At 45.3% G+C, this 23,764-nt stretch carries 23 protein-coding genes and 4 pseudogenes; 20 read left to right on the top strand and 7 right to left on the bottom strand.

Going from position 1 to position 23,764, the window contains the following annotated elements:
- Positions 1-176 precede the first annotated feature (176 nt).
- The 3 genes and pseudogenes from UA76_RS19760 (at position 177) to yghU (ending at position 4,495) form a co-directional block, all read left to right on the top strand.
- The gene (locus UA76_RS19760; protein WP_047049631.1) at positions 177-2,147 is read left to right on the top strand and encodes a methyl-accepting chemotaxis protein; all 1,971 of its coding nucleotides are present in this window, start codon (positions 177-179) and stop codon (positions 2,145-2,147) included.
- Between the two features lie 38 nt (positions 2,148-2,185).
- Positions 2,186-3,415, top strand: coding sequence for an ABC transporter substrate-binding protein (locus UA76_RS19765; RefSeq protein ID WP_047049632.1), 1,230 nt, complete (start codon positions 2,186-2,188; stop codon positions 3,413-3,415).
- A gap of 217 nt (positions 3,416-3,632) precedes the next feature.
- A pseudogene (yghU, locus tag UA76_RS19770) lies at positions 3,633-4,495 on the top strand (glutathione-dependent disulfide-bond oxidoreductase).
- An 86-nt stretch (positions 4,496-4,581) separates the two neighbouring features.
- Here the strand turns inward: yghU and UA76_RS19775 are convergent.
- A complete protein-coding gene (locus tag UA76_RS19775; RefSeq protein ID WP_047049633.1) occupies positions 4,582-5,496 on the bottom strand; it encodes a DMT family transporter in 915 nt (304 codons plus the stop codon).
- Positions 5,497-5,597: 101 nt separating this feature from the next.
- Between UA76_RS19775 and UA76_RS19780 the strand changes: the two genes are divergently transcribed.
- Entirely contained in the window at positions 5,598-6,476 is an 879-nt protein-coding gene (locus UA76_RS19780; RefSeq protein WP_047049634.1) for a LysR substrate-binding domain-containing protein, read from the top strand.
- Between the two features lie 19 nt (positions 6,477-6,495).
- Here UA76_RS19780 and UA76_RS19785 read toward each other — a convergent pair.
- The 3 genes and pseudogenes from UA76_RS19785 to UA76_RS19795 form a co-directional block, all read right to left on the bottom strand.
- A pseudogene (locus UA76_RS19785) lies at positions 6,496-7,699 on the bottom strand (MFS transporter).
- Between the two features lie 138 nt (positions 7,700-7,837).
- Positions 7,838-8,227, bottom strand: coding sequence for a hypothetical protein (locus tag UA76_RS19790; RefSeq protein ID WP_047049635.1), 390 nt, complete (start codon positions 8,225-8,227; stop codon positions 7,838-7,840).
- Positions 8,228-8,511: 284 nt separating this feature from the next.
- Positions 8,512-8,805 carry an ArsR/SmtB family transcription factor gene (locus UA76_RS19795; RefSeq protein ID WP_047049636.1) on the bottom strand — a complete coding sequence of 98 codons (294 nt, stop codon included), beginning with the start codon at positions 8,803-8,805 and terminating at the stop codon, positions 8,512-8,514.
- 127 nt (positions 8,806-8,932) lie between these two features.
- Between UA76_RS19795 and UA76_RS19800 the strand changes: the two genes are divergently transcribed.
- From UA76_RS19800 to UA76_RS19835, 9 genes are all read left to right on the top strand, one after another.
- Positions 8,933-9,826, top strand: coding sequence for a permease (locus tag UA76_RS19800; protein ID WP_202906962.1), 894 nt, complete (start codon positions 8,933-8,935; stop codon positions 9,824-9,826).
- Between the two features lie 272 nt (positions 9,827-10,098).
- Complete coding sequence (locus tag UA76_RS19805) at positions 10,099-10,629, top strand: putative pterin-binding protein (RefSeq protein ID WP_238322366.1); 531 nt, start codon at positions 10,099-10,101, stop codon at positions 10,627-10,629.
- Entirely contained in the window at positions 10,626-12,668 is a 2,043-nt protein-coding gene (locus tag UA76_RS19810; RefSeq protein WP_052772120.1) for a hybrid sensor histidine kinase/response regulator, read from the top strand. The genes UA76_RS19805 and UA76_RS19810 overlap by 4 nt, the downstream gene beginning before the upstream one ends.
- Positions 12,669-12,684: 16 nt before the next feature.
- The gene (locus UA76_RS23745; protein WP_162198967.1) at positions 12,685-12,825 is read left to right on the top strand and encodes a response regulator; all 141 of its coding nucleotides are present in this window, start codon (positions 12,685-12,687) and stop codon (positions 12,823-12,825) included.
- 98 nt (positions 12,826-12,923) lie between these two features.
- On the top strand, positions 12,924-13,859 hold the full coding sequence (locus tag UA76_RS19815; RefSeq protein ID WP_047049638.1) for a universal stress protein: 936 nt from the start codon (positions 12,924-12,926) through the stop codon (positions 13,857-13,859).
- A gap of 187 nt (positions 13,860-14,046) precedes the next feature.
- Positions 14,047-14,226, top strand: coding sequence for a hypothetical protein (locus tag UA76_RS19820; protein ID WP_047049639.1), 180 nt, complete (start codon positions 14,047-14,049; stop codon positions 14,224-14,226).
- Between the two features lie 227 nt (positions 14,227-14,453).
- Positions 14,454-15,281 carry an AraC family transcriptional regulator gene (locus UA76_RS19825; RefSeq protein WP_047049640.1) on the top strand — a complete coding sequence of 276 codons (828 nt, stop codon included), beginning with the start codon at positions 14,454-14,456 and terminating at the stop codon, positions 15,279-15,281.
- A 385-nt stretch (positions 15,282-15,666) separates the two neighbouring features.
- Positions 15,667-15,972 (top strand): hypothetical protein, encoded by a 306-nt coding sequence (locus tag UA76_RS24965; protein ID WP_238322367.1) that lies wholly within the window; start codon positions 15,667-15,669, stop codon positions 15,970-15,972.
- Positions 15,973-15,998: 26 nt separating this feature from the next.
- Complete coding sequence (locus UA76_RS19835; protein ID WP_047049641.1) at positions 15,999-16,901, top strand: homocysteine S-methyltransferase family protein; 903 nt, start codon at positions 15,999-16,001, stop codon at positions 16,899-16,901.
- An 87-nt stretch (positions 16,902-16,988) separates the two neighbouring features.
- Here UA76_RS19835 and UA76_RS19840 read toward each other — a convergent pair.
- Positions 16,989-19,036, bottom strand: a pseudogene (locus tag UA76_RS19840) (alkyl/aryl-sulfatase).
- Between the two features lie 114 nt (positions 19,037-19,150).
- Here UA76_RS19840 and UA76_RS19845 point away from each other — a divergent pair.
- The 5 genes and pseudogenes from UA76_RS19845 to UA76_RS24980 all read left to right on the top strand — a co-directional run.
- Entirely contained in the window at positions 19,151-20,062 is a 912-nt protein-coding gene (locus UA76_RS19845) for a LysR family transcriptional regulator (protein ID WP_047049642.1), read from the top strand.
- A 175-nt stretch (positions 20,063-20,237) separates the two neighbouring features.
- Positions 20,238-20,513 (top strand): DUF350 domain-containing protein, encoded by a 276-nt coding sequence (locus tag UA76_RS19850; RefSeq protein ID WP_475345784.1) that lies wholly within the window; start codon positions 20,238-20,240, stop codon positions 20,511-20,513.
- 3 nt (positions 20,514-20,516) lie between these two features.
- On the top strand, positions 20,517-20,858 hold the full coding sequence (locus UA76_RS24970; protein ID WP_238322368.1) for a hypothetical protein: 342 nt from the start codon (positions 20,517-20,519) through the stop codon (positions 20,856-20,858).
- Complete coding sequence (locus UA76_RS24975; protein ID WP_238322369.1) at positions 20,810-21,328, top strand: transglutaminase-like domain-containing protein; 519 nt, start codon at positions 20,810-20,812, stop codon at positions 21,326-21,328. The genes UA76_RS24970 and UA76_RS24975 overlap by 49 nt, the downstream gene beginning before the upstream one ends.
- A 107-nt stretch (positions 21,329-21,435) precedes the next feature.
- Positions 21,436-21,684: pseudogene (locus tag UA76_RS24980) on the top strand (hypothetical protein); the annotation flags it as partial.
- A 28-nt stretch (positions 21,685-21,712) separates the two neighbouring features.
- On the opposite strand, the gene UA76_RS19865 reads toward UA76_RS24980, so the two are convergent.
- A complete protein-coding gene (locus tag UA76_RS19865) occupies positions 21,713-22,255 on the bottom strand; it encodes a nuclear transport factor 2 family protein (RefSeq protein WP_047049645.1) in 543 nt (180 codons plus the stop codon).
- 144 nt (positions 22,256-22,399) lie between these two features.
- Between UA76_RS19865 and UA76_RS19870 the strand changes: the two genes are divergently transcribed.
- Positions 22,400-22,783 (top strand): winged helix-turn-helix transcriptional regulator, encoded by a 384-nt coding sequence (locus tag UA76_RS19870; RefSeq protein ID WP_047049646.1) that lies wholly within the window; start codon positions 22,400-22,402, stop codon positions 22,781-22,783.
- A gap of 70 nt (positions 22,784-22,853) precedes the next feature.
- Positions 22,854-23,015 carry a VOC family protein gene (locus UA76_RS25300; RefSeq protein ID WP_272946041.1) on the top strand — a complete coding sequence of 54 codons (162 nt, stop codon included), beginning with the start codon at positions 22,854-22,856 and terminating at the stop codon, positions 23,013-23,015.
- Positions 23,016-23,092: 77 nt separating this feature from the next.
- On the opposite strand, the gene UA76_RS19880 is transcribed toward UA76_RS25300, so the two are convergent.
- Positions 23,093-23,650, bottom strand: coding sequence for a sugar O-acetyltransferase (locus tag UA76_RS19880; protein ID WP_047049647.1), 558 nt, complete (start codon positions 23,648-23,650; stop codon positions 23,093-23,095).
- Between the last annotated feature and the right edge of the window lie 114 nt (positions 23,651-23,764).

Genomic DNA, 23,764 nt, shown 5'->3' on the forward strand with positions numbered 1-23,764 from the left:
CTATCAGTCAGTGAAACTGCATTATGCAGAAGAAATTAGCGCAGAGTTTAGCACGCCGCAAACCCGAACAGAGGGTAATTTCGAAATAAAAAATTAACTTTGTTCAGATACTCAGTGTGAAGTCGCTCAATTTTTCGTCTACTTTTATTGATAGTGTTAATTTTTGGTACTTACGTATGAAGCTAAGCATTGTCCAAAGGATCATTGGTGGCTACTTTGTCATGTTCTTATTACTGGCCTTGTTAGGGGGCATCAGTTATTTCAAACTGACCATGGTTAATGATCATGTGGGCCAAGTGACCGATCAAGCAACACCGCTTCTTGTGGACACGTCAGAGCTGCAAACGGTGGTATTAAAAAGCCAGCGAAGCTTACTGGAATACATCACCTATGATGACGTTGAACTATTAGCGCCAATACAGCAAACCTTCATCGCTGAGAAAGAACATTTTGGCGTCATACTACAAAAAATCTCTTTGGCGACCTCTCAATCCAATCAAACTGCTGCCATTGCTTCTGCGGCCGACGCTTACTTTAATATTGCCGATATTATCATGGCACGCCATCTGGAATCGCTAGAGCTTAACCAACAGTTAAATCAAGCGCGTGAAGTGTTTGTAAAGTTCGAGGACTCATTTCAAAAAGTGACGCTTTTACTGCTTGATAAAGTCAGTAAGAGCCGTTCGCAAAGTAATAAGGTCGATCGACTAACCAGTGGTATTAAACGTGACTTACGCACCCTACGTGCTGCCAATCCTGATATGGACCTAAGTAAGCTAGTAGACACCTTTACCACGAACTCAGAGCGGGCAAAAAAAGGGATTAGCAGTATCAAAGTGAGCAAAGGGGTGATTGCTCGATTTGAAAAAACGGTGGCCAAGCTAGAGGAAGCGGGTGTGTCTGAGAAGGGGATGTTGCCTTTGATGATTCGCCAGCGTGAATTGCAAGCTGAAATTCGTTCGCTGATTGAACAAGCGCAGCAAAGCACTCGCGCTATGGAGCAAGAAGTCGAGCAGCTAGGTGATCTGGCTCTGCAAGAAGTCGCTTCGGCAAGTAGCGTCACGTCAAAATCCGTCGAATCGGCGGAAGTCATTATTATCACCACTAGCTTGATATCAGCCTTAGTTGCAGCCGTTATTGGCTATCTGACTTCGAGAGCCATTCACAAGCCGTTGTCATTGATCAACCGCGTGCTGCGTAAGATGACTCAAGGGGATATGACCCATCATGTGAATTATCAATCGAGCTGCGAATTCGGTCAGCTTTCTACTTCGCTCGATCAGTTAGTGTCTGAGATGAAAAGTGTGCTATCCAAAATCAATGAGGGATCAGACAGCTTAGCGGAAGAGGCACAGAATGCATCGCAAATCAGTGATGCGACCATGTCTCGCGTCTCGACTCAGAAACAGCAAATTGAATCCGTCGCGGCGGCCATTTCGCAAATGGAAGTGAGCGTGTCGGAAGTATTCCGCTCTACAGAGCAGTCACAAACTGAAGTCACAGAAGCCAACACCAGTACCCAAGATTGCCGTCAGCAAGTGGCGTCGAGCCTTGTCGTGGTGGAAGAGCTATTTGATGCGATTCAAACCGCTTCAGAGATCACCCACAAGTTGGATGAGTTCAGTGACAACATTGGCAGTATTTTGGATGTCATTCGAGGCATTGCTGACCAAACCAACCTGTTAGCCTTGAATGCAGCCATTGAGGCAGCGAGGGCCGGTGAACACGGGCGAGGCTTTGCCGTGGTTGCGGATGAAGTTCGCACGCTGGCCACTCGCACCCAGCAGTCGACGGTGGAAATTCAAACCATGATTGAGAGCCTACAAGACGCATCACGTGAAGTGGTGGAAGTCATGGGGCAAAGCCAAGACAAAACCAAAGAGTGCGTAAATCAAAGCCGTATTACCGATGAAACCCTGAAGTCGGTTGCCGAGCGAATGCAGAACATTAATGAAATGAGTATGCAGGTTGCGCATGCATCAGAAGAGCAAATTTCAGTCAGTCGCGATATTGCCAAGACCATCAATGAAATCTCGGAAGTCGCGACCGAAACGGAAACAGAAGCGCGAGGGGCATCGGCGGTAAGTGATGTACTTGCTCAACTTGCGCAGCAGCAACGTACGCTGGTTCATAGGTTCAAGTTGTAGTCACCAGCAAATCGAGGAAATACTAAGGTAGGGAAGGTATGAGATATTTTTTAAAGCTCAGTTTATTCGTCGCGGTCTGCTTTTCAGCCGCAGCGCAAAGCGGCACGTTAGTCATTGAAAGTTGGCGAGAAGACGGCGCGATTTGGAATGACAAGATTATTCCGGCATTCAATGCTGCTCATCCGGGAATAAAAGTTGAGTACAAACATACGATTGCAACCGAGTACAACGACCAGCTCAACGGCCGATTAGCAGGAGGTAATGCGGGTGATATTATCACGTGTCGTCCGTTTGATGATTCCTTGAAATTGTATGACGCCGGACATTTGGTGGACTTAACCGATATTGACGGTATGGAGAATTTCCCTTCATTCGCTCAATCTGCTTGGCAAACCGATGATGGTGCAATCACTTTTTGTCTACCACTCGCCTCTGTCATTCATGGCTTCTTTTACAATAAGGCTATTTTCTCAGAATTAGGCATTGGTGAGCCGGCTACGGTCGAAGAGTTCTTCATGGCGATGGAGAAAGTGAAGGCTAGCGGTAAGTATGTGCCAATGGCCATGGGGACTCAGGACAAGTGGGAAGCGGCGACTATGGGTTTCCAAAACATCGGCCCTAACTACTGGATGGGTGAAGATGGACGCTTTGGGCTGATATCAGGCGAAGGCAAACTCAGTGCTCCAGAGTATGTGGCAGTATTTGAGCAGCTTGGTAAATGGGGCCCGTATCTAGGCGACGGCTTCGAAACTCGTGGCTACACCGACGCTATTGAACTGTTTGGTGGCGGTAAAGCGGCGGTTTATCCAGCGGGTTCTTGGGACATATCTGCCTTTAACAGCAAGATTGACTTGGGTGTATTCAGACCACCTGTCGTGAATGCGGGAGACGACTGTTTTATCAGTGACCACACGGATATCGGTATCGGCATCAATGCCAATAGTAAGAACCAAGAAGAGGCACTTACCTTTATCAATTGGATGGCTAGCGAAGAATTTGCAGGTATTTTCACTAACGCCTTACCTGGCTTCTTCTCATTATCTAACCACTTCATTGATGTAGAAGACCCAACCGCAAAAACTATGATTGCTTGGCGCGAGGAGTGTGATTCTACTATTCGTAACAGTTACCAAATTCTTAACCGTGGTAACCCAAGCTTAGAGATGGAAATCTGGGAAACCAGCGTGAGCGTCATTAATGGTTCAATGATGCCAGCAGATGCGGCAAATCGCCTGCAAACTGGTTTGGAAGGATGGTATAAGCCATAACATTAAGTTTATTGTTAGGTTACACGAAACGCGTTAGGGTGGAGAGGAATAACTCTCCACCTTTTTGTTTGTTCTATTATTGTTTGCTGCTCTGTTGTTTTACAGAAAACGTAATTAGCTAAGTGCTTGGAGAGAAATAGAAAGGTGCTTGTTTTGTCACAGATGCGAGGCCAGAACATCGTCAGGCCAGTCGGTCTTATAAGAAGAAGGATAGAAAATGACTAATGAATACGTGCCACCAAAAGTATGGAAAAACGAACCTAGCGCAGGTAACCAATGGGCGAATATCAACCGCCCTGAAGCTGGTGCTCGATTCGACAAAGATCTTCCTGTTGGTGAACATCCTTTCCAGCTCTACTCGTTGGGAACACCGAATGGCCAAAAAGTAACGATTCTATTTGAAGAATTGCTTGCCGCGGGCGTGAGTGAAGCAGAGTACGATGCACACTTAATTAAAATAGGCGATTCCGATCAGTTCTCTTCGGGCTTTGTTGGCGTTAACCCCAATTCTAAGATCCCTGCATTGGTGGATAACTCGGGGTCAGAGCCAGTCAATGTATTCGAATCGGCTTCTATTTTGGTTCATCTGGCTGAGAAATTTGGCAAGTTCCTCCCTGAAAGTGGTGCAGCAAGAACTCAGGCTTTCAACTGGTTATTCTGGGCACAAGGTTCAGCGCCTTTCCTAGGTGGTGGCTTTGGTCACTTCTATGCTTACGCCGACGAGAAGCAAGAGTATCCAATTAACCGCTTTGCTATGGAAGCGAAACGCCAGCTTGATGTGTTGAATAAGCAGCTTGCGAACAACGCCTATATTTCGGGTGACGAGTACACCATTGCTGATATGGCGATTTGGCTTGGTACGGCAGCCTAGTGTTAGGCAGACTCTACAATGCGGCTGAGTTCTTGGAAGTGCACACCTACGAGAACGTGGTTCGTTGGGCGAAACAGATCGATGAGCGTGAAGCGGTTAAGCGCGGCCGTATTGTTAATCGACCATTCGGTGAAGAGTGGGAGCAAGTGCTAGAAAGGCACAGCGCGAAAGACATCGATGACATCTTGGCTAAAGCGCCAAAAGCGTAGTCATCACAAAGATTCGAAAAGGGTCACATACGTGTGACCCTTTCTATTTCTATTTCTATTTCTATTTCTGTTTTTAAACGCATTAATCATGCTTTAGCTGCTTTCAAACTACGAGGCCACTTAGCTGAGAACACCAACATGACATTAGCAAAGATGATTAAGCAAACGCCGACCGCTTTTTGAACGCTCATAGAGTCATCGAAGAACAGCAGTTGCCACACTAAACTAAACAGAAGGTTAGTGAAGATAAGTGGGGCAACTTGCGTGTTACTCGTGGCGAGTTTGTACGCTTTCGAACGAAATACTTGATTGCTGATGGTCGCTAAGGCCAAAAGGCACAACCCTAGCCAGATGAGCCCGTGTTCAGTAGGTGCAGTTGCGAAGGAAAAGTCATCGGCACTGGTGCCTGACAGCATCATTACAGGGACAATCAGCATCGAACCAAGTAGAAACACCCAGCCATTGACCACAATCGGCGACAAATTACTTTTTGACGCTCGATACAAACTTACCTGCGCTCCGGCATTAAAAACACCAGCCATCAATCCAACTAACAGCTCACTTCTGAGTGAGATTTGAGTGACGTCACCGGCCAAGAAGAGCACGCCTATAAAGGTTGTCACAAGAGCGATGAGATTGCGCAGGGGAAGTCTCGTCGCAAAGAATAGTTTCTCTACCACTGGAATGAATAAAGGACCAGTGGCAAATAAAACGACGCTCTCAATCAAAGAAAGATGTGCGAGTGCATACAAGAAACACCATTGACACCCTGCGATGCAAAATGCTCGAACAACGATCGGCTTTAGTAAGTTTTTATTGTAAAAGGTGTGCTTCAAAACAAACGCAGTCCCAAGCATAAATAGCGCAGGAAGCAGCAAACGAAAAAACACTAACGGGTTTAGGCTTGCGTACTGGGCAAGAAGCTTAGCAAGAACCCCGTTGGCAGAAAGGCTGAGCGTAGAAAGCAACATAAAGTGCGTAGCACTGAAATTGTACATCATCGAATACTCCTAAAGTTGATAAGATCTTAGGGCAATGACGTCTGTGAAAAAAGCGAGTAATATTAACTGATAATGTAAGAATAACTTACAGGTTGATTTGGATGAGACTACCACTGAAATCGATTCATACTTTTATAGCCGTCGCCAAAACAGGCAGCATGACCAATGCCGCCGATGGACTTAATGTTAGCCACTCTGCAATCAGCCAAGCGATCAAATCGCTGGAAGAACAGCTCGACCTTAAGCTGTTTGTTCGAGTGGGACGTAGGGTAGAGCTGACTGAGATTGGTAGCCGTTATTATCAACAAGTGGCTCCTGCCATGCAGCAGATCATCGATGCCACTTATGCCCTACAAGTACCGGTTAATGAAAATCGCCTAACGTTTAATATGATTAACTCCCTTGCCATCCACTGGTGGATCCCCCGAGTTCATCAGTTTCATAGTGTCGCACCGGAACTGGATATTCGAATTTCCAACTTGGTCGGCGTGTTTGAACTTGAGCGAGAAAATGTTGATGTGGCCGTGATTCATGGTAACAAGAAGGACTGGACAAACTACCATTGTGAAAAACTCAGCGACGATGAAATGGTACTAGTGTGTAGCCCGAAACTTGCGACTCGCTCTAGTAAGCCCAGCGAATTGCTCGCAAAGTACAATGCCATATACAACACCAATGACCGAAGAAAAAACGACTGGATTTTTTGGTGCGAGTCCAAAGGCCTGGGCATGCCGAATCAACAGCCAAACTTGACCTTTATGGCGTCAGTCCACGCGCTTCAAGCGGCAATTAATGGACTTGGGGTGTTTGTGACGCATCGGCAGTTTGTGAAAGATCATGTTGAGCAAGGTTTGCTGGTGGAAGTTGGTGAGCCAGTGAAGCACCCTTTTCAGGACTTCTATTTCGCCTGCTTGCCCGAGAAGTTGAAGTTAGCCAGCGTTGAAAAACTTCGCCGCTGGCTAATGAGTGAGTTTAACTAAATTAGTAAGCTAATGAATCCTAGTTCCAACGCAGTACGTTAACTTCGTTGTTTTCACTTGGGTGGCGTGGGATGTTGAGCGATAACACCAGAGAAATCGCGGCCATTACAGCGCCAATAATGAATACCAATGATGGCGATGTAAGCCACAGAATACCGAAAGCCGCAGGTATCACGACAGCTGCAATGTGGTTAATGGTAAAGCTTACGCCCGCCGTCGATGCCATGTCGGCAGGGTCGGCAATCTTTTGGAAGTAAGTTTTGATGGCCAGTGCTAACGCAAAGAACAGGTGGTCGATGATATATAGTGCCGCCGCCCAATTGGCGTCCTGTACAAAGGCATAGCTTAAGAACACACCTATCAAACCAACATACTCAAATACCAAGCTTTGCGCTCACCGACTTTGCCAATGAATCGGCCAATTTTCTTAGCAAACATAAAGTTAAACGCGTAGTTTGCTAAGAAAAGCAAGGTAATATCGGCCGCTGAGTAGCCAAATTTCTCAACGAGTAGGAAGCCTGCAAATACTGTAAAGATCTGGCGACGTGCGCCGCTCATAAAGGTTAGGGCGTAATAAAGCAGTATCGTTTTCGAAGCACGAGCTTAGTGGTTTGTTGAGTTTTGGATTCAAACATCGGGAATGCAAAAGCAATCCAAACCAGAAGAACAAAGCCAGCACCGCCAAACAGTAGGTAGACCCATTTAAAATCCAGCTTGAGCTGTTCCAAGCAAAACCACAATGAGGCGTAGGTAAACAACGAAGCCAGAGCTCCAATTGAAATCAGCTTACCGAGCATTTCTGGGGCTTCATCTTTGTTTAGCCACTGCAGCGACAGGGACTGTTTCAACGTCTCGAAATAGTGGAAACCACTCGACATCAAAAGTGTGGTGAGCATCAGGCCCCAATAACTTGGGAAAAAGCCAGTGGCGACAACCCCCAGAGTCAGCATAGCTAGAGCAATGATCATAAAACGCTGTTCTTTAATGAAGGCTAAAACAAAAATGGCGGTGAAAGCGAGAAAGCCAGGAACTTCTCGAATACTTTGAAGAACACCAATGTCGGCGCCATCAAAATTGGCTTTTTCAATCACGAAGTTGTTAAGAAGTGCCATCCAGCTGGAGAACGATATCGGGACAATAATTGAAACGATAATCAGAAAGTTGAATGGTGTTTTCCAAGTTGTGGAATTTGAGTTGGGTGTGTTTTGCTGTGACGAGCTCATGCATCGCTCCATTGATGCTCTAAACACATAGATTAAATCTATTGAATGTCATTTTCCAATAACAAATAGAGCGCATACCAAAACAATCGGGAATATAGTTAATTCGTTGATATTAGTGCCGAACTATTATTCCTACTGCTACCTGTCGTGTTGTCGAAACTGGCATCCATCAGTGAGTACATTCACGGTTTTATGTAGCGATTGGCTATTAGGTACGGGCGCAAAGTCCACCACGATATGGCAGTTGACGTCCAGATCGGTCTCTTCAATATAGAAAATGGCTTGATCGCCGAAATGGCGATGGCGATTTAGGTTCAGGCTTAAGTTGGTTTTGATGAAATGACCAATATTGTCGGCGTGTATGTGGTAGTGACTGTTTTCCTCAATAACCGCAATATCTGTGGCAATTGATCGAGCATTAATCAGCAGTAGGTTGGATTTGTAGTCCTTCGCATCGGCGGCACTCGTGCACAGTAAAGAGGAAACAAACAAACTGATATGAAAAGAAGGAAGAACGCGGTTTTTCATCAAAATTAACAAAACTTCTATTGATATAGGGAAAGACGAACGATTTACCAGGCTCTTCGAGTTTCAAACTTCTCGCTTTCATCCTCTAGCTTTCGAAAGAAAAAAGTGGTCGTTGAGTAACAAGAAGGCTCGAGTAAACATAGAGTTACGAAATGGTATCAAGTGGAAGTGATGAATTTAGAATAACGATTATTACTTATGCGGCTTAACTTAAGCGCCTTTACATATACGACTAGGAAGCTAGAGATAGCCTCAATCGTTATCAATCAAGGCTAGTGAGACATTTAAACGTCCGACTCCACACAGCATTCGTCTTCAAGAAAGCTCAGCACTGTTTCTCTCATATCGTAGTTGGCACGACAGTACAAAATTCGGCCGTCTCGGTGTTGGCTGATGAGCTCTGCCGACATTAAACTGGAAATGTGATGTGACAGAGTTGAGTTCGGCACGCCTAAACTTTCTGCAATTTTCCCAACGGCAACCCCTTCGCTACCCGCTTTCATGATTCGTTTGTAAATACCAAGTCGGGTAGGGTGGCCCAATTCTTTCAATGCTTTAGCGACAACTTCAATACTCATATTACTTCCAGTTCAAAAATTATATTTCGATATTACTAGAAATAATTTGACTCCGCCAGTTTATAAACCTATATTTCGATCATTCTAGAAATGCAGAAAAGAGAATCTAATGACTATTTCACAATCCATGATCACCGATACACTCGGAATGTTCGCATTTTTGGCCGCAGAGCTTACGGTTCTGTTTCTTTTGATTAGCTATGGCGTTGGGGTACTGCAGCACTACATCCCGCCTGCGAAAATTCAAAAGATTCTGAGTGGTCAAAATGGTCGAGGTTATGTCGTGGCGAGCCTGCTTGGTGCCATTACTCCATTTTGTTCTTGCTCAACCATCCCGTTTCTTAAGGGGTTGTTAAGAGCAAAGGCTGATTTTGGCACTATGTTGGTTTTCCTGTTTGCCAGCCCACTGTTAAACCCGATCATTATTGGTTTATTCGCCGTGACGTTTGGCTTACAGGTGACAGTGTTCTATTTTGTTGTTGCGATGGGCGTGTCAGTGATTGCTGGCTATACGCTAGAGAAGTTAGGCTTTGAGCGTTTTATCAAAGAAGAGGCTTACATCGAACCTGAATCAAAGGGTTGCGGCTCTAGCTGTGGTCAAAAACCACAGGTGTCGAAATGGCGCAAAATCTGGAACAGCACTTGGACTGATTTCAAAAAAGTGTTGCCTTATCTGCTGGGCGGTATTGCACTAGGCTCGTTGATTTACGGCTTCATGCCAACCGAGTTCATTGCTTCTGTCGCAAGTGACAACAACCCATTCGCGATTCCTGTTGCGGCTGTGATTGGTATTCCATTGTACATTCGCACTGAAGCGGTTATTCCACTAAGTGCAGCCTTAGCGGCAAAAGGCATGAGGTTAGGCGCGGTAATGGCTTTGATTATCGGTAGTGCAGGGGCGAGCTTAACAGAAGTTATCTTACTCAAGTCTATCTTCAAGAATCAGATGATCATTGCCTTCTTGACTGTCATCTTGAGTATGGCGATTGGCGCAGGTTTCTTGTACCAGTTCCTATTCTAATTCGGCTTCAGTTCTACGCTCATTTCGGTGATGAGTTCCAGACAAACAGCGGCGCCTTTGAGCGCCGCTTTTTCTATATTGTGGTTCGCCTTGATGATGAGGCTGGGCATGTGTAATGAAAGTCAATGTAACCCTAGCGCCAAATGTCGCAATGAAGGTCAAGGTTTGGCGATTATCTATAGAAATGTTAGCGACTTAGTCGCAAGGCTTCTCGCGAGGAGCGTTATTGACGACTACCTTTATAGAAGCAATGGCTAATTAAGGATAATGGCATGATAGGTTCAGTATTCAGTTGGATCACTCGAGGGTTTTTAGCGGCATTACTTTTATTCTCTGCGGCGTTTACCAATTTGGCGTATTCGGAGACAACACCTGAACTCGTAGGAGACCCCATTCTTTGGGTTAGCGGTAAGATCACCAACACCAATACGCCAGAGGGGCTGGTATTGGATGAGATGTTCATTAGCCAAATGGATATGGGACATATTGCAACATCCAACCACGTTGTGGAACAAGTGGCGTCTTATGAAGGGCCAACTATTGAGAGTGTCTTAGAACTTGCGGGTCACCAAGGGAAAGATGCGAAGTTCATTGCTTGGGATGATTATGTGGTGACCATTCCTATCGAAACGATCAAACAATATGGATTACTGTTGGCGACGCACGAAAATGGAAAACGGATGACTATCGATGACAAAGGCCCGTTTTTCGTTGTGTTCCCGTTCACTGATAACCCAGAGCTTCAAAATGACCTTTACTACAACCTGTCGGTTTGGCAGGTCAGAGAAATTATCGTCGAATGATGAATAAGCTTTTGCAACGTTTGAGTCATCGTCAGCTCTTTTTGGGGCTGACTTTGTTTGTATTTATCATTGTTGCAGCGCTGCTCGTCTCAGTGCTTAAGTTTTATCAAGCCGTGGGGAGCAACATGCCCATGCCCTACGTGGCCGTTGTAAACAACAATGTGGGTTCTAAGATAAAAATATTGCAGCTTGTGAATGAAGTGGACAAGTATTCCAGTAATCCGACACTCAAACAGCTTACGAGCTTGAAATTTAAGAGCCGCGTACTCAAATCGAGTATATTCCAAGACCTGAATAGCCAAACGACGGAAGCGATTCATAAAGAGTTTGGCGATTTCGAAGAACTCAACAGGCTGCGTAGTCAGATTGAACATGTGTTTGACCAAATCGGGGCGTTGAACGGTGAGCAAGAGTCAAACATTCACGTGGCTCAGATTAGCCAAGATTTAAATGCCTTGTACAGAGACTTGAACTTCTATTTATCGGACTTTGTAACGGATGTTCAGCACACTCAAAATACCTATATCGAAAGCAAAGACAAACTGCATAAAGATCGCTACGTCTACATTACTGCCCTGCTGTTTCTAATTTTGTTCGGATTTGTAGCGGTTCTATTGATGTTTATGAATCAGCGTAAGTTGCTCACTCAATTGAACGAGCAAAAAGCCGAGCTTGAAGAGGCGAAGTATATTGCCGAAGAGAGTGCTGAGGCCAAAGCTCGGTTCTTGGCCAATACCTCCCACGAGATCCGTACACCACTGAATGCCATCATTGGTTTGAGTCATTCCGAGTACTATAAAACTGCTTCGCAAGACGAGCGCGACAACATTAGCTTGATTCATGAGTCAGGGCAGCATTTGCTTAGCTTGATTAACAACATACTCGATTTGAGCAAGATAGATTCAGGTAGAATGACGACGGAAAATATCGATTTCGACTTGTATGAGTTGGCAAAATCAGCAGCAAGTTTGTTTGTCAGTAGCGATAAAGATAAGCACGTCGATGTTTCTGTTCACCTTCCTTCAAATTACAAATACGTGCTTAACTCAGATTTCACTAAGCTCGCGCAAATCGTGACGAATCTGTGTTCCAATGCGATGAAATTTACCGAAAAAGGCGCGATAACGATAAAGCTTGATATCGAGCAGTTGACGACGACTCAAGCGACTTTAGTCATGACGGTGAAAGATACCGGCATCGGAATGAGTAAGGAGCAACAAAGTTCCGTGTTTGATGAGTTTGTTCAAGCAGATGAATCAACCACTCGCCGCTATGGCGGTACGGGGCTTGGGCTGTCAATTTGTAAGTCGTTAACAGAACACTTCAATGGCAGCATAGCGGTTCGAAGTGTGGTTGGGCTGGGGAGTGAGTTTAAAGTTTGTATTCCGGTTACGGTGGCAGAGAAAACGCCGATTACCAAGACGGCAAATACCCCTCGAGTTAAGGTGTATTCTAAGAATGTCCACATGTGTGAAATGATCAGGGCGGAGTTAAAACTGCATGAACTCTATTCCCCGAGCGGAGAATGGGTGATTTACTATCACGATGCATCAAGCAACTTGGCTCAAGAACTGGCGAAGCTCGAACAGGAATTCAGTGAAAAGATCATCGTAATCATACATATTAATCACCGCAGTCAGTTAGGGGTGAGCAAGCTCTTTATCGCTAAACCCTACTGCAATCTAGAGTTAGTCGAAGCGCTGCTTGAACAAACATCTGAGATTGAAGTAGACAACAATCCATTAAGCGTTGAGGTGCCTACTGACTCGAATGTCGAGGCAGAGGCTGAACTCACATCGCCCCCTAACTTGTCTGGAATCAGAACCCTATTGGTCGAAGACATGCGAGTAAATCAGATTGTCGCACAAAAGACGCTCAGCCAACTCGGGATTCAACCTGATATAGCGGAAAATGGTCAAGAGTGTTTGGACACGTTGGCAAAGGCAGACTTTGATGTGATTTTCTTGGATATTCAGATGCCAGTTCTTGATGGTGTAGAAAGCTTTAAAGCAAATCAAAAAACGCAATCTTGCGCCTAATACGATTGTAATCGCGATGACGGCAAATACCTTTGATAGCGATGTCGCCATGTACTTTAACCTTGGCTTTGATGATGTCATCGCAAAACCCTACACACTTGAAGGGGTCAAAGCGGTGCTTCTTAAACACCTAAATCAAACGCAAGTGGCATCATAAGCGAGAGATCTCTGAATCTAATTCACGAGTCGTTACAATTTCAAATTACGTGTTTGTTCGGCCTCTTGACTAAGCTTTAGTCAATATAGGAGGTGTGTATGAAGCGTTTCGAGAACATACTTTTCGCCACACAAGGCTTACCAGGACATGCAGAGGCCCTCGGCCAAGCGATGCAAATCGCCGCGAATAACCGTGTGCCTCTTACTGGATTGATCGCCTGCCCTTATTTCCCAGGAGACATGGCGCAATATCAGGTGAGCTTTGAACAAGCTTTGATGGATACGGTTCAGCAAAGCATCGACACTTGTCGAGTGGAAAGCCAAATCACGAGCGACGCGGTGCCGTTTCCTATTGAAACCAAAACCAGCGAGCAACCTGCCGTGTGCATCATAAAACACGCGCAGTCGCATCATCATGATCTTATCATCAAAGAAGCCGAACCACTCAATGAAGGCGCCGAAGGGTTTAAAGCGATCGACATGACCTTGTTGCGAAAATGCCCAAGTGCAGTCTGGCTTCAGCGTCCTACCGACAAACCCCGCCTCAAAAGACGAGTGGCTGTAGCGATAGATCCTTTTACCGAGACGGAAGAGCACCACGCACTCTCATTGCGACTGCTGGAACTGGCCTGCTCAATTGCTGATTCTTGTGATAGCCGACTTCACGTCGTTTCCTGTTGGGAAAACTATCTAGAGAGCTATTTAGACAATCAAGGCTGGATTCAAATCGATGAGCAACAGTTAGCCAGTGAAGTCGCTAAAGCTCAACGAGACCACCATCATGCTTTGAAAATGCTGATTTCTGAAGCTGGAGTGTCTTGTGAAACGGTGATTCACCATTTGCACGGTAAACCAGATCTGAAAATTCCAGAAAGCGTAGAAGAGTTGGATATAGACGTGCTGGTCATGGGAACTCTAGCACGAACAGGGATAGCTGGGTTTGTGATAGGCAATACGGCAGAAAACATCCTGCAGTCAATCACTTGCTCTTTAGTGGCAATGAAGCCAGAGGGTTTCATTTCCCCCATTCGATAGCTGCAAGAACAATCGTTATCGAATTAAATACCTAGATAGAATCGCGAACTGACTTATTGCTGTGAGTACTCAGCAGGGCTTTGTCATTACCTATATGCCTTGGCTAGGGCATATAGGTAATGACAAAGCTTAAGTGTATTTTTGTTTAGGTTTACTAACAACGTCAGTAATAAAGAAGGAGATAAGTATGAAAGCTCAATGCCCGATTTGCCGCACAGAACTATTAGAGCGTGCAGACAGCCATATCTGTCCGAGAAACACGATTGGTGATTGCTCCTATGACGCGCAAAGTGTTTCGAGCTCTGAATCGAGACATGAGTTTGAACGGACGGAGGAATTCGGTGACACCATTTTTCTTGAGCGCTAGGTAGAGGAGATCTAAGAGAGCGGGCCTAGGATTTTGGGCCCGCTTTTTACTGATACCTTCCCCACGTTGGGTATTATCAGAGTATACCCAAAGCGAACGAAGCGACCAAAATCAGATCCTCTAGACGTGTAAAAAACCGATATCGAAAATCCGCAATTTTATTCTATTCACCATAACTTGGGCTCTCTATACTGAATGCATGTTTCAAACTAGCAGAGCACAATGACATGGAAGAGCAATTCAGTTATTTAAAAAGCCCTCATACTGCTGGTTTGAGTGCGTTCAGCGCCAAAATGAAAGAGTTCAGCTACGTTAAACATGCGCATGAAGAGTACAGTATTGGTGTGACTTGCAGTGGCCGACAGGACTTTTTTAGTGATGGCAAATACCACAAAAGTAATGCTGGAAACATCATCTTCTTTAATCCTGAACAGGTACACGATGGCTGTGCTGGCGCTGGGGAGGAGATGCAATATCGCATGCTCTATATTCCTGAGCCGGTCATTACCGACCTTGCTCAAACTATTACAGGCAATCAAACACACCCGATTCGCTTAACCTCATCATTGTTCCAAGATCGTTTGCTAAGAGAGCAGGTGTTTAATCTAGCTGGTTTAATAAACCGTGCTGAACCGTCTTCATCATTGGAAGAAGAGCATTTGCTTATGGCTGTCGCCCATTCAATTGTTCGACTTGGCGGGAAGTCAGTTGAACCGCTATCAACAAGGCATCGCAAAGAGACTTTGTTGGAGCGTGCCAAAGAGTTCATCCACTACAACCTTCATCGAAAAATGACGATTGATGAAATCGCCAGTGCAGCGAGTATGTCTAAGTACCACTTTATCCGGCTGTTCAACGAACAGTTTGGTATGACGCCGCATCAATATGTGCTGAGTTCGAGAATCAATCGCTGCAAGCAAGCACTTGAATTAGGCGATAAAGCGGTGAATATCGCGACCCAGTTTGGGTTTTCGGATTTAAGCCATTTAAATCGTAACTTTAAAAGTACTTTTGGCATCACGCCAAATCAATACCAGCAACAGCTTTTTGAATAACACCCGACAGTCACTCTGTATGGGGTAGTCAAAACAAGCAGTCACACAATCTAGTCAATAAAAGTCAGCTCTTATGATAGACATAATTCTTTATGCCTTCGGGGTCATGTACACCCCTGGGCCAGTGAACGCTATTTGCCTAAATAGTGGTGTACAAAGGCAAAAAGCCATCTTGGGCTTTTGCCTCGGGGTTTCCATTGCAATGTTTGCGATGTTCAGCTCCGTGTCATTGTTGGGTGAACAACTGGTGAACGATGCCTTACTGCGAGGGACGGCGATATTGGGTAGCGCTTATGTTTTATAGCTTGCCTACAAAGTGTTTTCTAGCTCGGTAAGTCGTCAAAATGATGTTCAAAAGCAGTTACTGACCGCACGAGATGGGTTTATGTTGCAAATACTAAACCCTAAGGGACTGACTGTGGCTCTGCCTATCGCCACCGTCCAGTTTCCATCTGCTGGTATCACAGGTAATTATCTATTGGTCTGGTGTGCCATCTTGGCAGTATTAGCCTTCGGTGCGCCGCTGGTTTACTTCGTGATGGGCCGCTTGATTGGACGAAATATCCGGCAGACAAACGTTCTGAACTTGGTGAACAAACTAATGGGGTTACTACTTCTGTTTGTTGGGGTGAACATGGGGTTGCCAGCTCTACTTGAGCTTGCTGAATGTTATGGTTTAATAGCAGGGTAAAAACGATAAGCAGTCAGTGAGTCAACATGGTGAAGTTAACGATATTAGATGGTGGTATGGGGCGTGAGCTAGAGCGTATTGGAGCGCCGTTTTCTCAGCCATTGTGGAGTGCACAAGCGCTGATTGAATCGCCACACTATGTTAAGCAAGCGCATCAAGCATTCATTGATTCGGGCGCTGAGATCATCACGGTTAACAGTTATGCGTGCGTGCCATTCCATTTGGGTGAAGAACTCTACGCTAAACAAGGCGTTCAACTGGCGAGAAAAGCGGCTCAGTTGGCTTATGAAGTGGCTAAGGACGCCGAGCCTAAAGTGCTGGTGGCGGGGTCGATTCCACCTGTGTTTGGCTCTTACCGACCAGAGTTATTTGAAGCCGAAAAAGGCAAAAGGATCAGTGCAGAGCTTCTGCAAGCACAAGATGAGTATGTTGATCTTTGGCTGGTTGAAACCGTCGCGAGTATTGCTGAAGCGAAAGCGCTTAATGAGGTGTTAAGCCTTACCGATAAACCCTCCTATATTTGCTTTACCTTGCAAGATGAAGAAGAAGCAACGGCGAAGTTGCGCTCCGGCGAGGAAGTAGCTGACGCCGTAGAGTGTTTGTTGGACGCGGGGTCAAAGGGGCTATTTTTTAACTGCTCTATTCCAGAAGTTATTGAGCAAGCGATTCGCGATGTGAATCGAGTCTGTAAGTTGCGAGGAATATCGCTGGAGATTGGCGTGTTTGCCAATAGTTTCACCCCGATTAAATCAGGCCATCAAGCCAATGAGTCGATTCAAACCGTAAGACATTTTTCTCCAGAGGAATATTTACAGTTCGCCAAGCGCTGGCATGAGTTAGGCGCATCGATTATTGGTGGGTGCTGCGGCATTGAACCGAGACACATTGAGGTGCTGGCAAGGTGGAAAGCTGGCTTAGACTCTGAATGATCGAGAAGGTTAACCGCGATTGATAGACGAGATAAGAGCCGCATAAGCGGCTCTTTTGTCTGATGCATGATTAGCCTTTGGAAAGGACTAGTCTTTTTGAAGTAGTGGCAGTATTTCAAACTTCATGTCGAATTGGTCTAGCGCACCTTTTAGGTCGTTCAAGTTGCTTGAGCTGCCGTTTAGACCCGCTTGTCCACTCTTGAACAGTTCATCTAATGTTGTTTGACCCGTCAGCACTCGAGTGAGGTCTGCTTTGTGAATGATGATTTCAGTGTCCATTGCTGGAATTGAGTCTTCTAGTCCAAGCTCAGTCACAGGTAGGTGAGAGAACGTTGCGTTAGAAACCTCGATGTAATGGCGCTCTTCAATATCTGGATGGTAAACCCCCATGTTGAAGTTAAGGCCTGCCGCTTCTGCTTTCGGTCCGTTGAGCTGCACGCCGACCAAATCAAGGAAATTGGTCGTTGGAGTATTCGCAATCACATCTTCTGAAGCGGTCTTTAATGCTTCGCCAATCTCGTTGGTACGTAGTTCTACTGCACCTTGCAAGTAAGAGTTACGCCATGCCATGGTTTCTGACTGGTAACCTTGCTGTTCGAAAGTATCTGCAAGCAGATCGCGATACTCTAGATTAGTTGGCTCACATAGGACCAAATCATTGAGTAGTTGGCCTGCTTCTTGGTAGTTACCTGCATCAAAGTGCGCTTTTGCTGATTTGTAGAAATTATCCGCGCCACCTGCTTCAACATAAGTACAAGACATATCGACCGATGTAAGCGGGTTAATGTTTACCGGGTTTAGATCTAGGTAACCTAGGTACAGGTTCACAATCGCACGAGCGTTGTGGCTGTATGAACCATGGTAACCGCGCGAAGCCCAATTCTGTTTTTGCGCTTCAGGCACAATGTCTTCAATCGCTCGGCCAACATCACCAATCTTCACGCCATGGTTAGCAAGGCGTACGGAGTTGTTATGTAGCAACTGTAGTTATCACGCTGCATCTCCATGTAGTGGCCAATTTCGTTAATCTCAGTTTCTGGGTTGTTCCACACTGGCGCAGAGTGGGCAGAGTGAATGTTGTCCACTAAACCTGAGTCGACGAAACGCATCTTAAGTTCGGTTAGGTACTTAGACCAAGCCAACGAATCACGGACTTTCGCCCCACGGAACGTATAGATGTTGTGTTGACCATCGTACGTGAGTTCAGCAGTGTTCAATGAACGGTATGCTGGCACGTAGTTAACGATTTCAACCGGGGCTTCAGCGCCTGGCATGTTGATGAACAGCACTTCAAGGCCATCGATCACTCGAGTTTCTTCGCGTTCTACGATTTTGGTTGTTGGGGTAACTAATGTGACTGCACCTTTACCAAAGCCCATGCCGAGCGCGTTATCAACGATACCCGTTGGGTCGTTTTCTAGTGACTGTCCATACTGATACTGGCCTCGACGAGACATGGCGTTACCCAGCATGATGTTTTCATCCGCCATTTCTTTGATGAAATCTCCAGGCGCAATTATTGGCGCGTCTTCAACCACGTCACCCGTATTGAGGATCCCGCGAGAGCCACCAAAATGGTCGGCGTGCGTGTGCGAGTAAATCATACCTGTGATTTTGTGTTCACCATTGACGGCTGGTAGGTGCTCTTTGGCAAAGTTCCAAGCGGCTTCGGCGACTTCATCGTGCAGAAGTGGATCGTGAATCAGGTAACCATTGTCGGTACGGTAGATCGTCATGTTTGACAGGTCTGCGCCGCGAATCTGATAAACACCATCGGTTACTTGATAAAGGCCGCCTGAAGCATAGTTCATTTGACCTTGACGCCAAATGGAAGGGTTTACTGTGTCAGGTCGATCGTCACGAATGTTCTCTACGTCCATATGAGCCATGCGGTTACGCAATTCGCCAACGCGATGGTCACCAAAAGCCGCGATAAGGCCACGCTCTGAGCGCTCAAATGCAGAAGTATCGTGCCACGGTAGGGTTTCAGCAAGTGCGTTGTTGGCTGCGATAGTATGCTCCGTCGCCGGCTTGCCGACGTAGGTTTCGATTGACTCGTACTCGTTGTCTGCGGTTGCGCCAAATGACACGATGATTGCTAAAGATAGAACAGAACGATTTAAAGACGTTTTCATAGAGAACCTCACTTTGTCTCTCGGGTTGGTATGAGGTAAATCTATAGGATTGACACATAAGAAAACATAAACGAGTATGGATATAAAACATCACAAACTGTTATGTGTTGAACTATGCTAGAGAAACTTGATTTAAACCTTCTTAGAGTGTTTTCCGCTGTTTACCATCACCAGTCGATTACCCTTGCTGCGGATGAGATGGGTATGACCCAGCCAGGGGTGAGTGGCCTATTGAAGCGTTTGCAGAACCAAGTTGGATGTCAGCTGTTTATTCGTTCTGGGCGTGGAATTGCCCCTACGCGTCAAGCTCAGGAGCTGATTCGTCAAATCGACCCTGCTTTGGTACAAATTAATAATGCATTAGAGAATCTAGAGGGATTTAGCACCGATCGGCCCCATAAATTTGTTGTTTATGCATCCGAACCAGTCATGATGAAGTTGCTGCCTTTAATGCAAGCGGATTCGACTCTGGGTAATGTCACAATCGAACTTCATCCCACACGGTCTGATGAAGCACAATTAATGGAAGATCTTAATCAACGCAAAGCGGATCTTGCTATCGAGTTTTCCAATCACTCCTCTAGCTCTTTTTTTAGCGAAAAGCTGTTTGAAGACGAAATGTGCATTATCGCGAGAAAAGGTCACCCCAGAATTAACGGCAGTATTTCTAAAGCAGAGTACTACAAAGAAATGCACATAACGTTGAAGCTGCGTCGTGAACAGGCTTATTTGGCTGATTATTTTACAACAGAAAGCCTTGAGGAAAGGGTTGTTGCTGCAGAGTGTTCATCGTTAGTTTGGCAAATGTCCATGGTATCAGTCAGCGACAGTATTGCATGTATGACGAAGAGTTTAGCGGATGAATTAGCCGACAAGCTAGGTATCCAAGTATTAAGAGCCCCTTTCTCGACAGTTACCATTCAACACCAGCTTTTTGTCCATAATCGAGATAAGAAAAACCCGGCTAATGTTTGGCTCAGGAATAAGCTGAAATCGTATTTAGCGAACGACAACCTTGTTGAGTGACTAGGGATAACCGATCCTTTTACGAAAGCCCTCACGATGTTTGAGAACGGTCAACCCATGATGGCATAGATGAATTTCTTTAATGTGTACGTGATTTTCACTTTTTCGCGAATGTTATTGCCCTCGCATAATGATGCGAAATTGGCGAGAAACTTGAAGAAAATCAGTATTATTTTTGTTTCTGGCTGGAGCCGTTATCCCTTTGCAAAGGAGTGTCACTATGGGCAGCGAGTTTTTTTTCGCGTCAATTCTTAACCTTTCCATTAATCTCATTTACACCATTATTTCTTTGTTGGTCGGTGTTTACGCCTTACTTTGGGTAGACAGAAAGCTTTTGAAAAGTGTCGATATTGAAGATGAGATGAAAAAGGGCAATATTGCGGTTTCTATTTTCGCCTCTACTATTCTAATTTTCGTCGCGGTCATCGTCGCGTTTGGATTTCGATCATAAGCTATGAGCTCTAAGTTTTATCTTCCTTTAATTGCTGCTCTGGTCATCCTAGTAGCATTTCTCGAAGAGCAGAAAAATGCGTTGCCGAGTGTGGCGGAAATCCGAACTATGGAGTCGCCGGAGGCTCGGTCATTTTCTGCAGCGAGTGTTGAGTTCAATGGTAGCAAAGGTTACGTCACCATCGAGGAAACAAAACAGGTGGCTGATCATAGTCTGATTAGTCATTGGATCGAGTCTTTGAAAGGCGAAAATGGTTTTTACACCTACAGCTTCAGGGCGGAGAGGCATTTACGGGTTTGGCGTCCGATCACAACACCGACTTCCATCTGGCTCATAGTTATTTAGAAGGTTTTGAACCGTTTAAGGTTGATAACCCGATGCTGCCGATGTTAACGATCGCCCGCAAGAAAAACTATCAATATGACCATGAGCAGTACGGTGGACTGATGGAGGTTTGGCAATCGAGCAGACAGTCTTACTACTATCCTTCTGGAGATTGCGAAGACCACGCTATTCTACTGACCGACTGGTTGATTGAATCGGGCTATAACGCCTACGTTGCTTTGGGGAAATACGATAATGAGGGCCATGCTTGGGTCGTTCTGTTCATAGACGGGAAAGAGTACGTGTTAGAAGCGACTCAAAAGTCTGGTTTTGGTCGAAAGTATCCTTTGGCATCGACGCTTCCTAAATATCAGCCACAATATAGGTTTAACCGCACTGAGTTTTGGCTCAATACGGGATCATCTAAAATCACCCAATATGCTTCAAAGCATTGGAAGTTGATGAGCCGCTATTCCAAGCAAGTACTTTGAGAGGTCGAGGCGCTTTATTGATGCACCTTCAATTTTCATGCTCGATTGTACCCGATGTCGTAAATGGAAATACCTGTTGTCATATAGGTAACGCGCCAAGCTAAGTTATGTCTCATATCATCCTCGTAAACCCACTTGTTTACGAGGTCATCATGAAACCAATCAGTGCATCCAGAACCATAGTATTCAGAAACCTTGCCTCCAGAAACATAGCATCCAGAAATCTGGCTTCTCGATATCTGCTCTGCAGCTTTGCCTTTGTATTGCTCTATCCGACAGCCATTGATTTCTACTTGGTTGCCTTGCCACAAATCGCCAGCGATATCTCTGCAAGTGAATCCCAACTTCACATCGCCCTTTTTAATACTTGCGAGAAAACTCAAATCAAAAGACACCATTGTCATTGGCAATATCACCGCCACTGATGAGGGAGTACATGCGCATTGAGAAATCGAGCGCTTGAATAGAGTCCCAGTGCTCAACAATTCTGCCATCTTCTAGGCGCCATTTATCAATGATGTTCAAACCTTTCTCATCATTACCTCGATCTTCAAGGTTCAGCGTGGCGTGAGAATGGAAGATCACATAGTCGCCATCCACATAAACATGTTTCACGTCGTAAGTGTAATCTGGGTACTCCTCTACAAACTCTTCAAGGAAACCAACAAGGCCTGTGACTTTGTCTGGTAGATTGCGGTTGTGCTGAGTATAGGCACTGTCGTTGTAGTGCTTGAGGATATAGTCGAAGTCATGATTGTTCATTAAGTGCTGAACAAAGTCAGTGATGATTTCTGCGTTTTGCGCTTCTTGTTCTGTCCAGCTTGGTTTTTGTAGCGATGGAAGATCAATAACGATCGGGTTCTTAGCTTGCGCTGCAACAAGAGTGCTGGTCAATAGTAGAGCGGTTGATAATAGTACTTTAAACATAGGGAACTCCTGTATATTATTGGTCTTTAGTACTCAATAATTACCATAGTAATTATTAGTAACCAAGGTTACAAGAAGGCACCAAAAAGTCGGGTAGGCACATTTTGGTAACTGTTGAGAGCAATTTGAAGTGAGTAACAGCTTATGGCTGATCTAGAAAAACAAGAAAAACGTATATTTTTCAACACAGAAGAGTGCCCAGTACGCAATGTAGTGGCGCAGATTGGTGATAAATGGTCACTGTTAATTCTTTTTGCATTAGTTGATGGGCCAGAGCGTTTTAATGCGTTAAAAGGCAGAATCGAGGGGATTTCTCAACGAATGCTCACTCAAACAGTTCGCGATCTGGAGCGAGATGGTTATGTGAATCGCACGGTTTATCCTGAAGTGCCAGTTCGTGTTGAATATGAACTAACAGATATGGGTAAGGATCTCGTGAAGCCACTGTATCAGTTGGTACTATGGGCCGAGACGCACCAAGACAAAATTAACAAAGCACGCGCCACTTATGACAAAAATGCTGCATAGCTCATGTTTGAGATAGGTATTATTTCAGGGGTGTACAAATAGTGACACAACAACCGTAGTTACCATCGCCATAGTCGCGGATGCCACTCGAGCCTATTCTCACGCGCAAGAGCTTGGCCTAAAAGTCTCTATGCCTTTAAAAGAAGAAGTGTGGGGGCAAGTTCATTTCATGGTGCAAGACCCGTCAGGAATCAATATTGATATTGTTCAGCATCAAGCGGTTAGTGAATAACGTCGTTATTCAGATTAATGTAAAAGGCGAATCCTAGGGTTCGCCTTTGAGTATTACGTCATGCTATTTGGGCTACCTTAATTGTTTTCGGTAATGTGCCTAATTAATTTTGCTGGCGTACCGCCATATAGACTATCTGGTGGCACGTCTGAGTTAACAACTGAGTTGGCCGCAATCACAGAACGAGCGCCAATCGTCACCCCTTGGTTTATCACCACATTCCCGCCAATCCACACATCATCTTCTACCGTAATGGGTTTACAAAACGTCTCCCATCTGCGTCGAGAACGGTAATCAAGGGAATGGCTAGCCGTATAGAACTGGGTATTAGGACCAATCAAAACGTTACTGCCAATGCTGATCTTTGCCCCATCTAGCATGGTCACGTTCATGTTGATGAATGTCTCTTTGCCGATGAAAATAGTCTTGCCGAACTCGCAATGAAAGGGCGATCGGACGATACTCGAAGCATGCATCTCGCCCATGAGCTGGAAAAGAAGCTCGTTTCGCTCGGTGGAATCGATCGTTTGGTTGAGGGTCTGGAGGGTAATAGACGCATTATCGCGAATATCGTTGATGCCTTGATCGGCACCGTCGAAATCAAGCCCTGCTAACATCTTTTCAAATTCAGTCATAGTATTCACACGTCATTGTAGGTTGGTTCGAGGTCGTTTGGAGCAATAAACCGTAAGTTTAAGTGATGAGATGTAATCTAACCTATTACTAATGTGACAAGAAGTGAACGGTAT

Source organism: Vibrio mexicanus (assembly GCF_001012815.1).
Classification (GTDB): Bacteria; Pseudomonadota; Gammaproteobacteria; order Enterobacterales; family Vibrionaceae; genus Vibrio; species Vibrio mexicanus.

Bases quoted from the DNA above. Each gene is read 5' to 3' on its own strand.
- UA76_RS19760 (WP_047049631.1), top strand. From the start codon at position 177: ATGAAGCTAAGCATTGTCCAAAGGATCATTGGTGGCTACTTTGTCATG.
- UA76_RS19765 (WP_047049632.1), top strand. From the start codon at position 2,186: ATGAGATATTTTTTAAAGCTCAGTTTATTCGTCGCGGTCTGCTTTTCA.
- UA76_RS19775 (WP_047049633.1), bottom strand. From the start codon at position 5,496: ATGATGTACAATTTCAGTGCTACGCACTTTATGTTGCTTTCTACGCTC.
- UA76_RS19780 (WP_047049634.1), top strand. From the start codon at position 5,598: ATGAGACTACCACTGAAATCGATTCATACTTTTATAGCCGTCGCCAAA.
- UA76_RS19790 (WP_047049635.1), bottom strand. From the start codon at position 8,227: ATGAAAAACCGCGTTCTTCCTTCTTTTCATATCAGTTTGTTTGTTTCC.
- UA76_RS19795 (WP_047049636.1), bottom strand. From the start codon at position 8,805: ATGAGTATTGAAGTTGTCGCTAAAGCATTGAAAGAATTGGGCCACCCT.
- UA76_RS19800 (WP_202906962.1), top strand. From the start codon at position 8,933: ATGATCACCGATACACTCGGAATGTTCGCATTTTTGGCCGCAGAGCTT.
- UA76_RS19805 (WP_238322366.1), top strand. From the start codon at position 10,099: ATGATAGGTTCAGTATTCAGTTGGATCACTCGAGGGTTTTTAGCGGCA.
- UA76_RS19810 (WP_052772120.1), top strand. From the start codon at position 10,626: ATGATGAATAAGCTTTTGCAACGTTTGAGTCATCGTCAGCTCTTTTTG.
- UA76_RS23745 (WP_162198967.1), top strand. From the start codon at position 12,685: ATGACGGCAAATACCTTTGATAGCGATGTCGCCATGTACTTTAACCTT.
- UA76_RS19815 (WP_047049638.1), top strand. From the start codon at position 12,924: ATGAAGCGTTTCGAGAACATACTTTTCGCCACACAAGGCTTACCAGGA.
- UA76_RS19820 (WP_047049639.1), top strand. From the start codon at position 14,047: ATGAAAGCTCAATGCCCGATTTGCCGCACAGAACTATTAGAGCGTGCA.
- UA76_RS19825 (WP_047049640.1), top strand. From the start codon at position 14,454: ATGGAAGAGCAATTCAGTTATTTAAAAAGCCCTCATACTGCTGGTTTG.
- UA76_RS24965 (WP_238322367.1), top strand. From the start codon at position 15,667: ATGTTGCAAATACTAAACCCTAAGGGACTGACTGTGGCTCTGCCTATC.
- UA76_RS19835 (WP_047049641.1), top strand. From the start codon at position 15,999: ATGGTGAAGTTAACGATATTAGATGGTGGTATGGGGCGTGAGCTAGAG.
- UA76_RS19845 (WP_047049642.1), top strand. From the start codon at position 19,151: ATGCTAGAGAAACTTGATTTAAACCTTCTTAGAGTGTTTTCCGCTGTT.
- UA76_RS24970 (WP_238322368.1), top strand. From the start codon at position 20,517: ATGAGCTCTAAGTTTTATCTTCCTTTAATTGCTGCTCTGGTCATCCTA.
- UA76_RS19865 (WP_047049645.1), bottom strand. From the start codon at position 22,255: ATGTTTAAAGTACTATTATCAACCGCTCTACTATTGACCAGCACTCTT.
- UA76_RS19870 (WP_047049646.1), top strand. From the start codon at position 22,400: ATGGCTGATCTAGAAAAACAAGAAAAACGTATATTTTTCAACACAGAA.
- UA76_RS19880 (WP_047049647.1), bottom strand. From the start codon at position 23,650: ATGACTGAATTTGAAAAGATGTTAGCAGGGCTTGATTTCGACGGTGCC.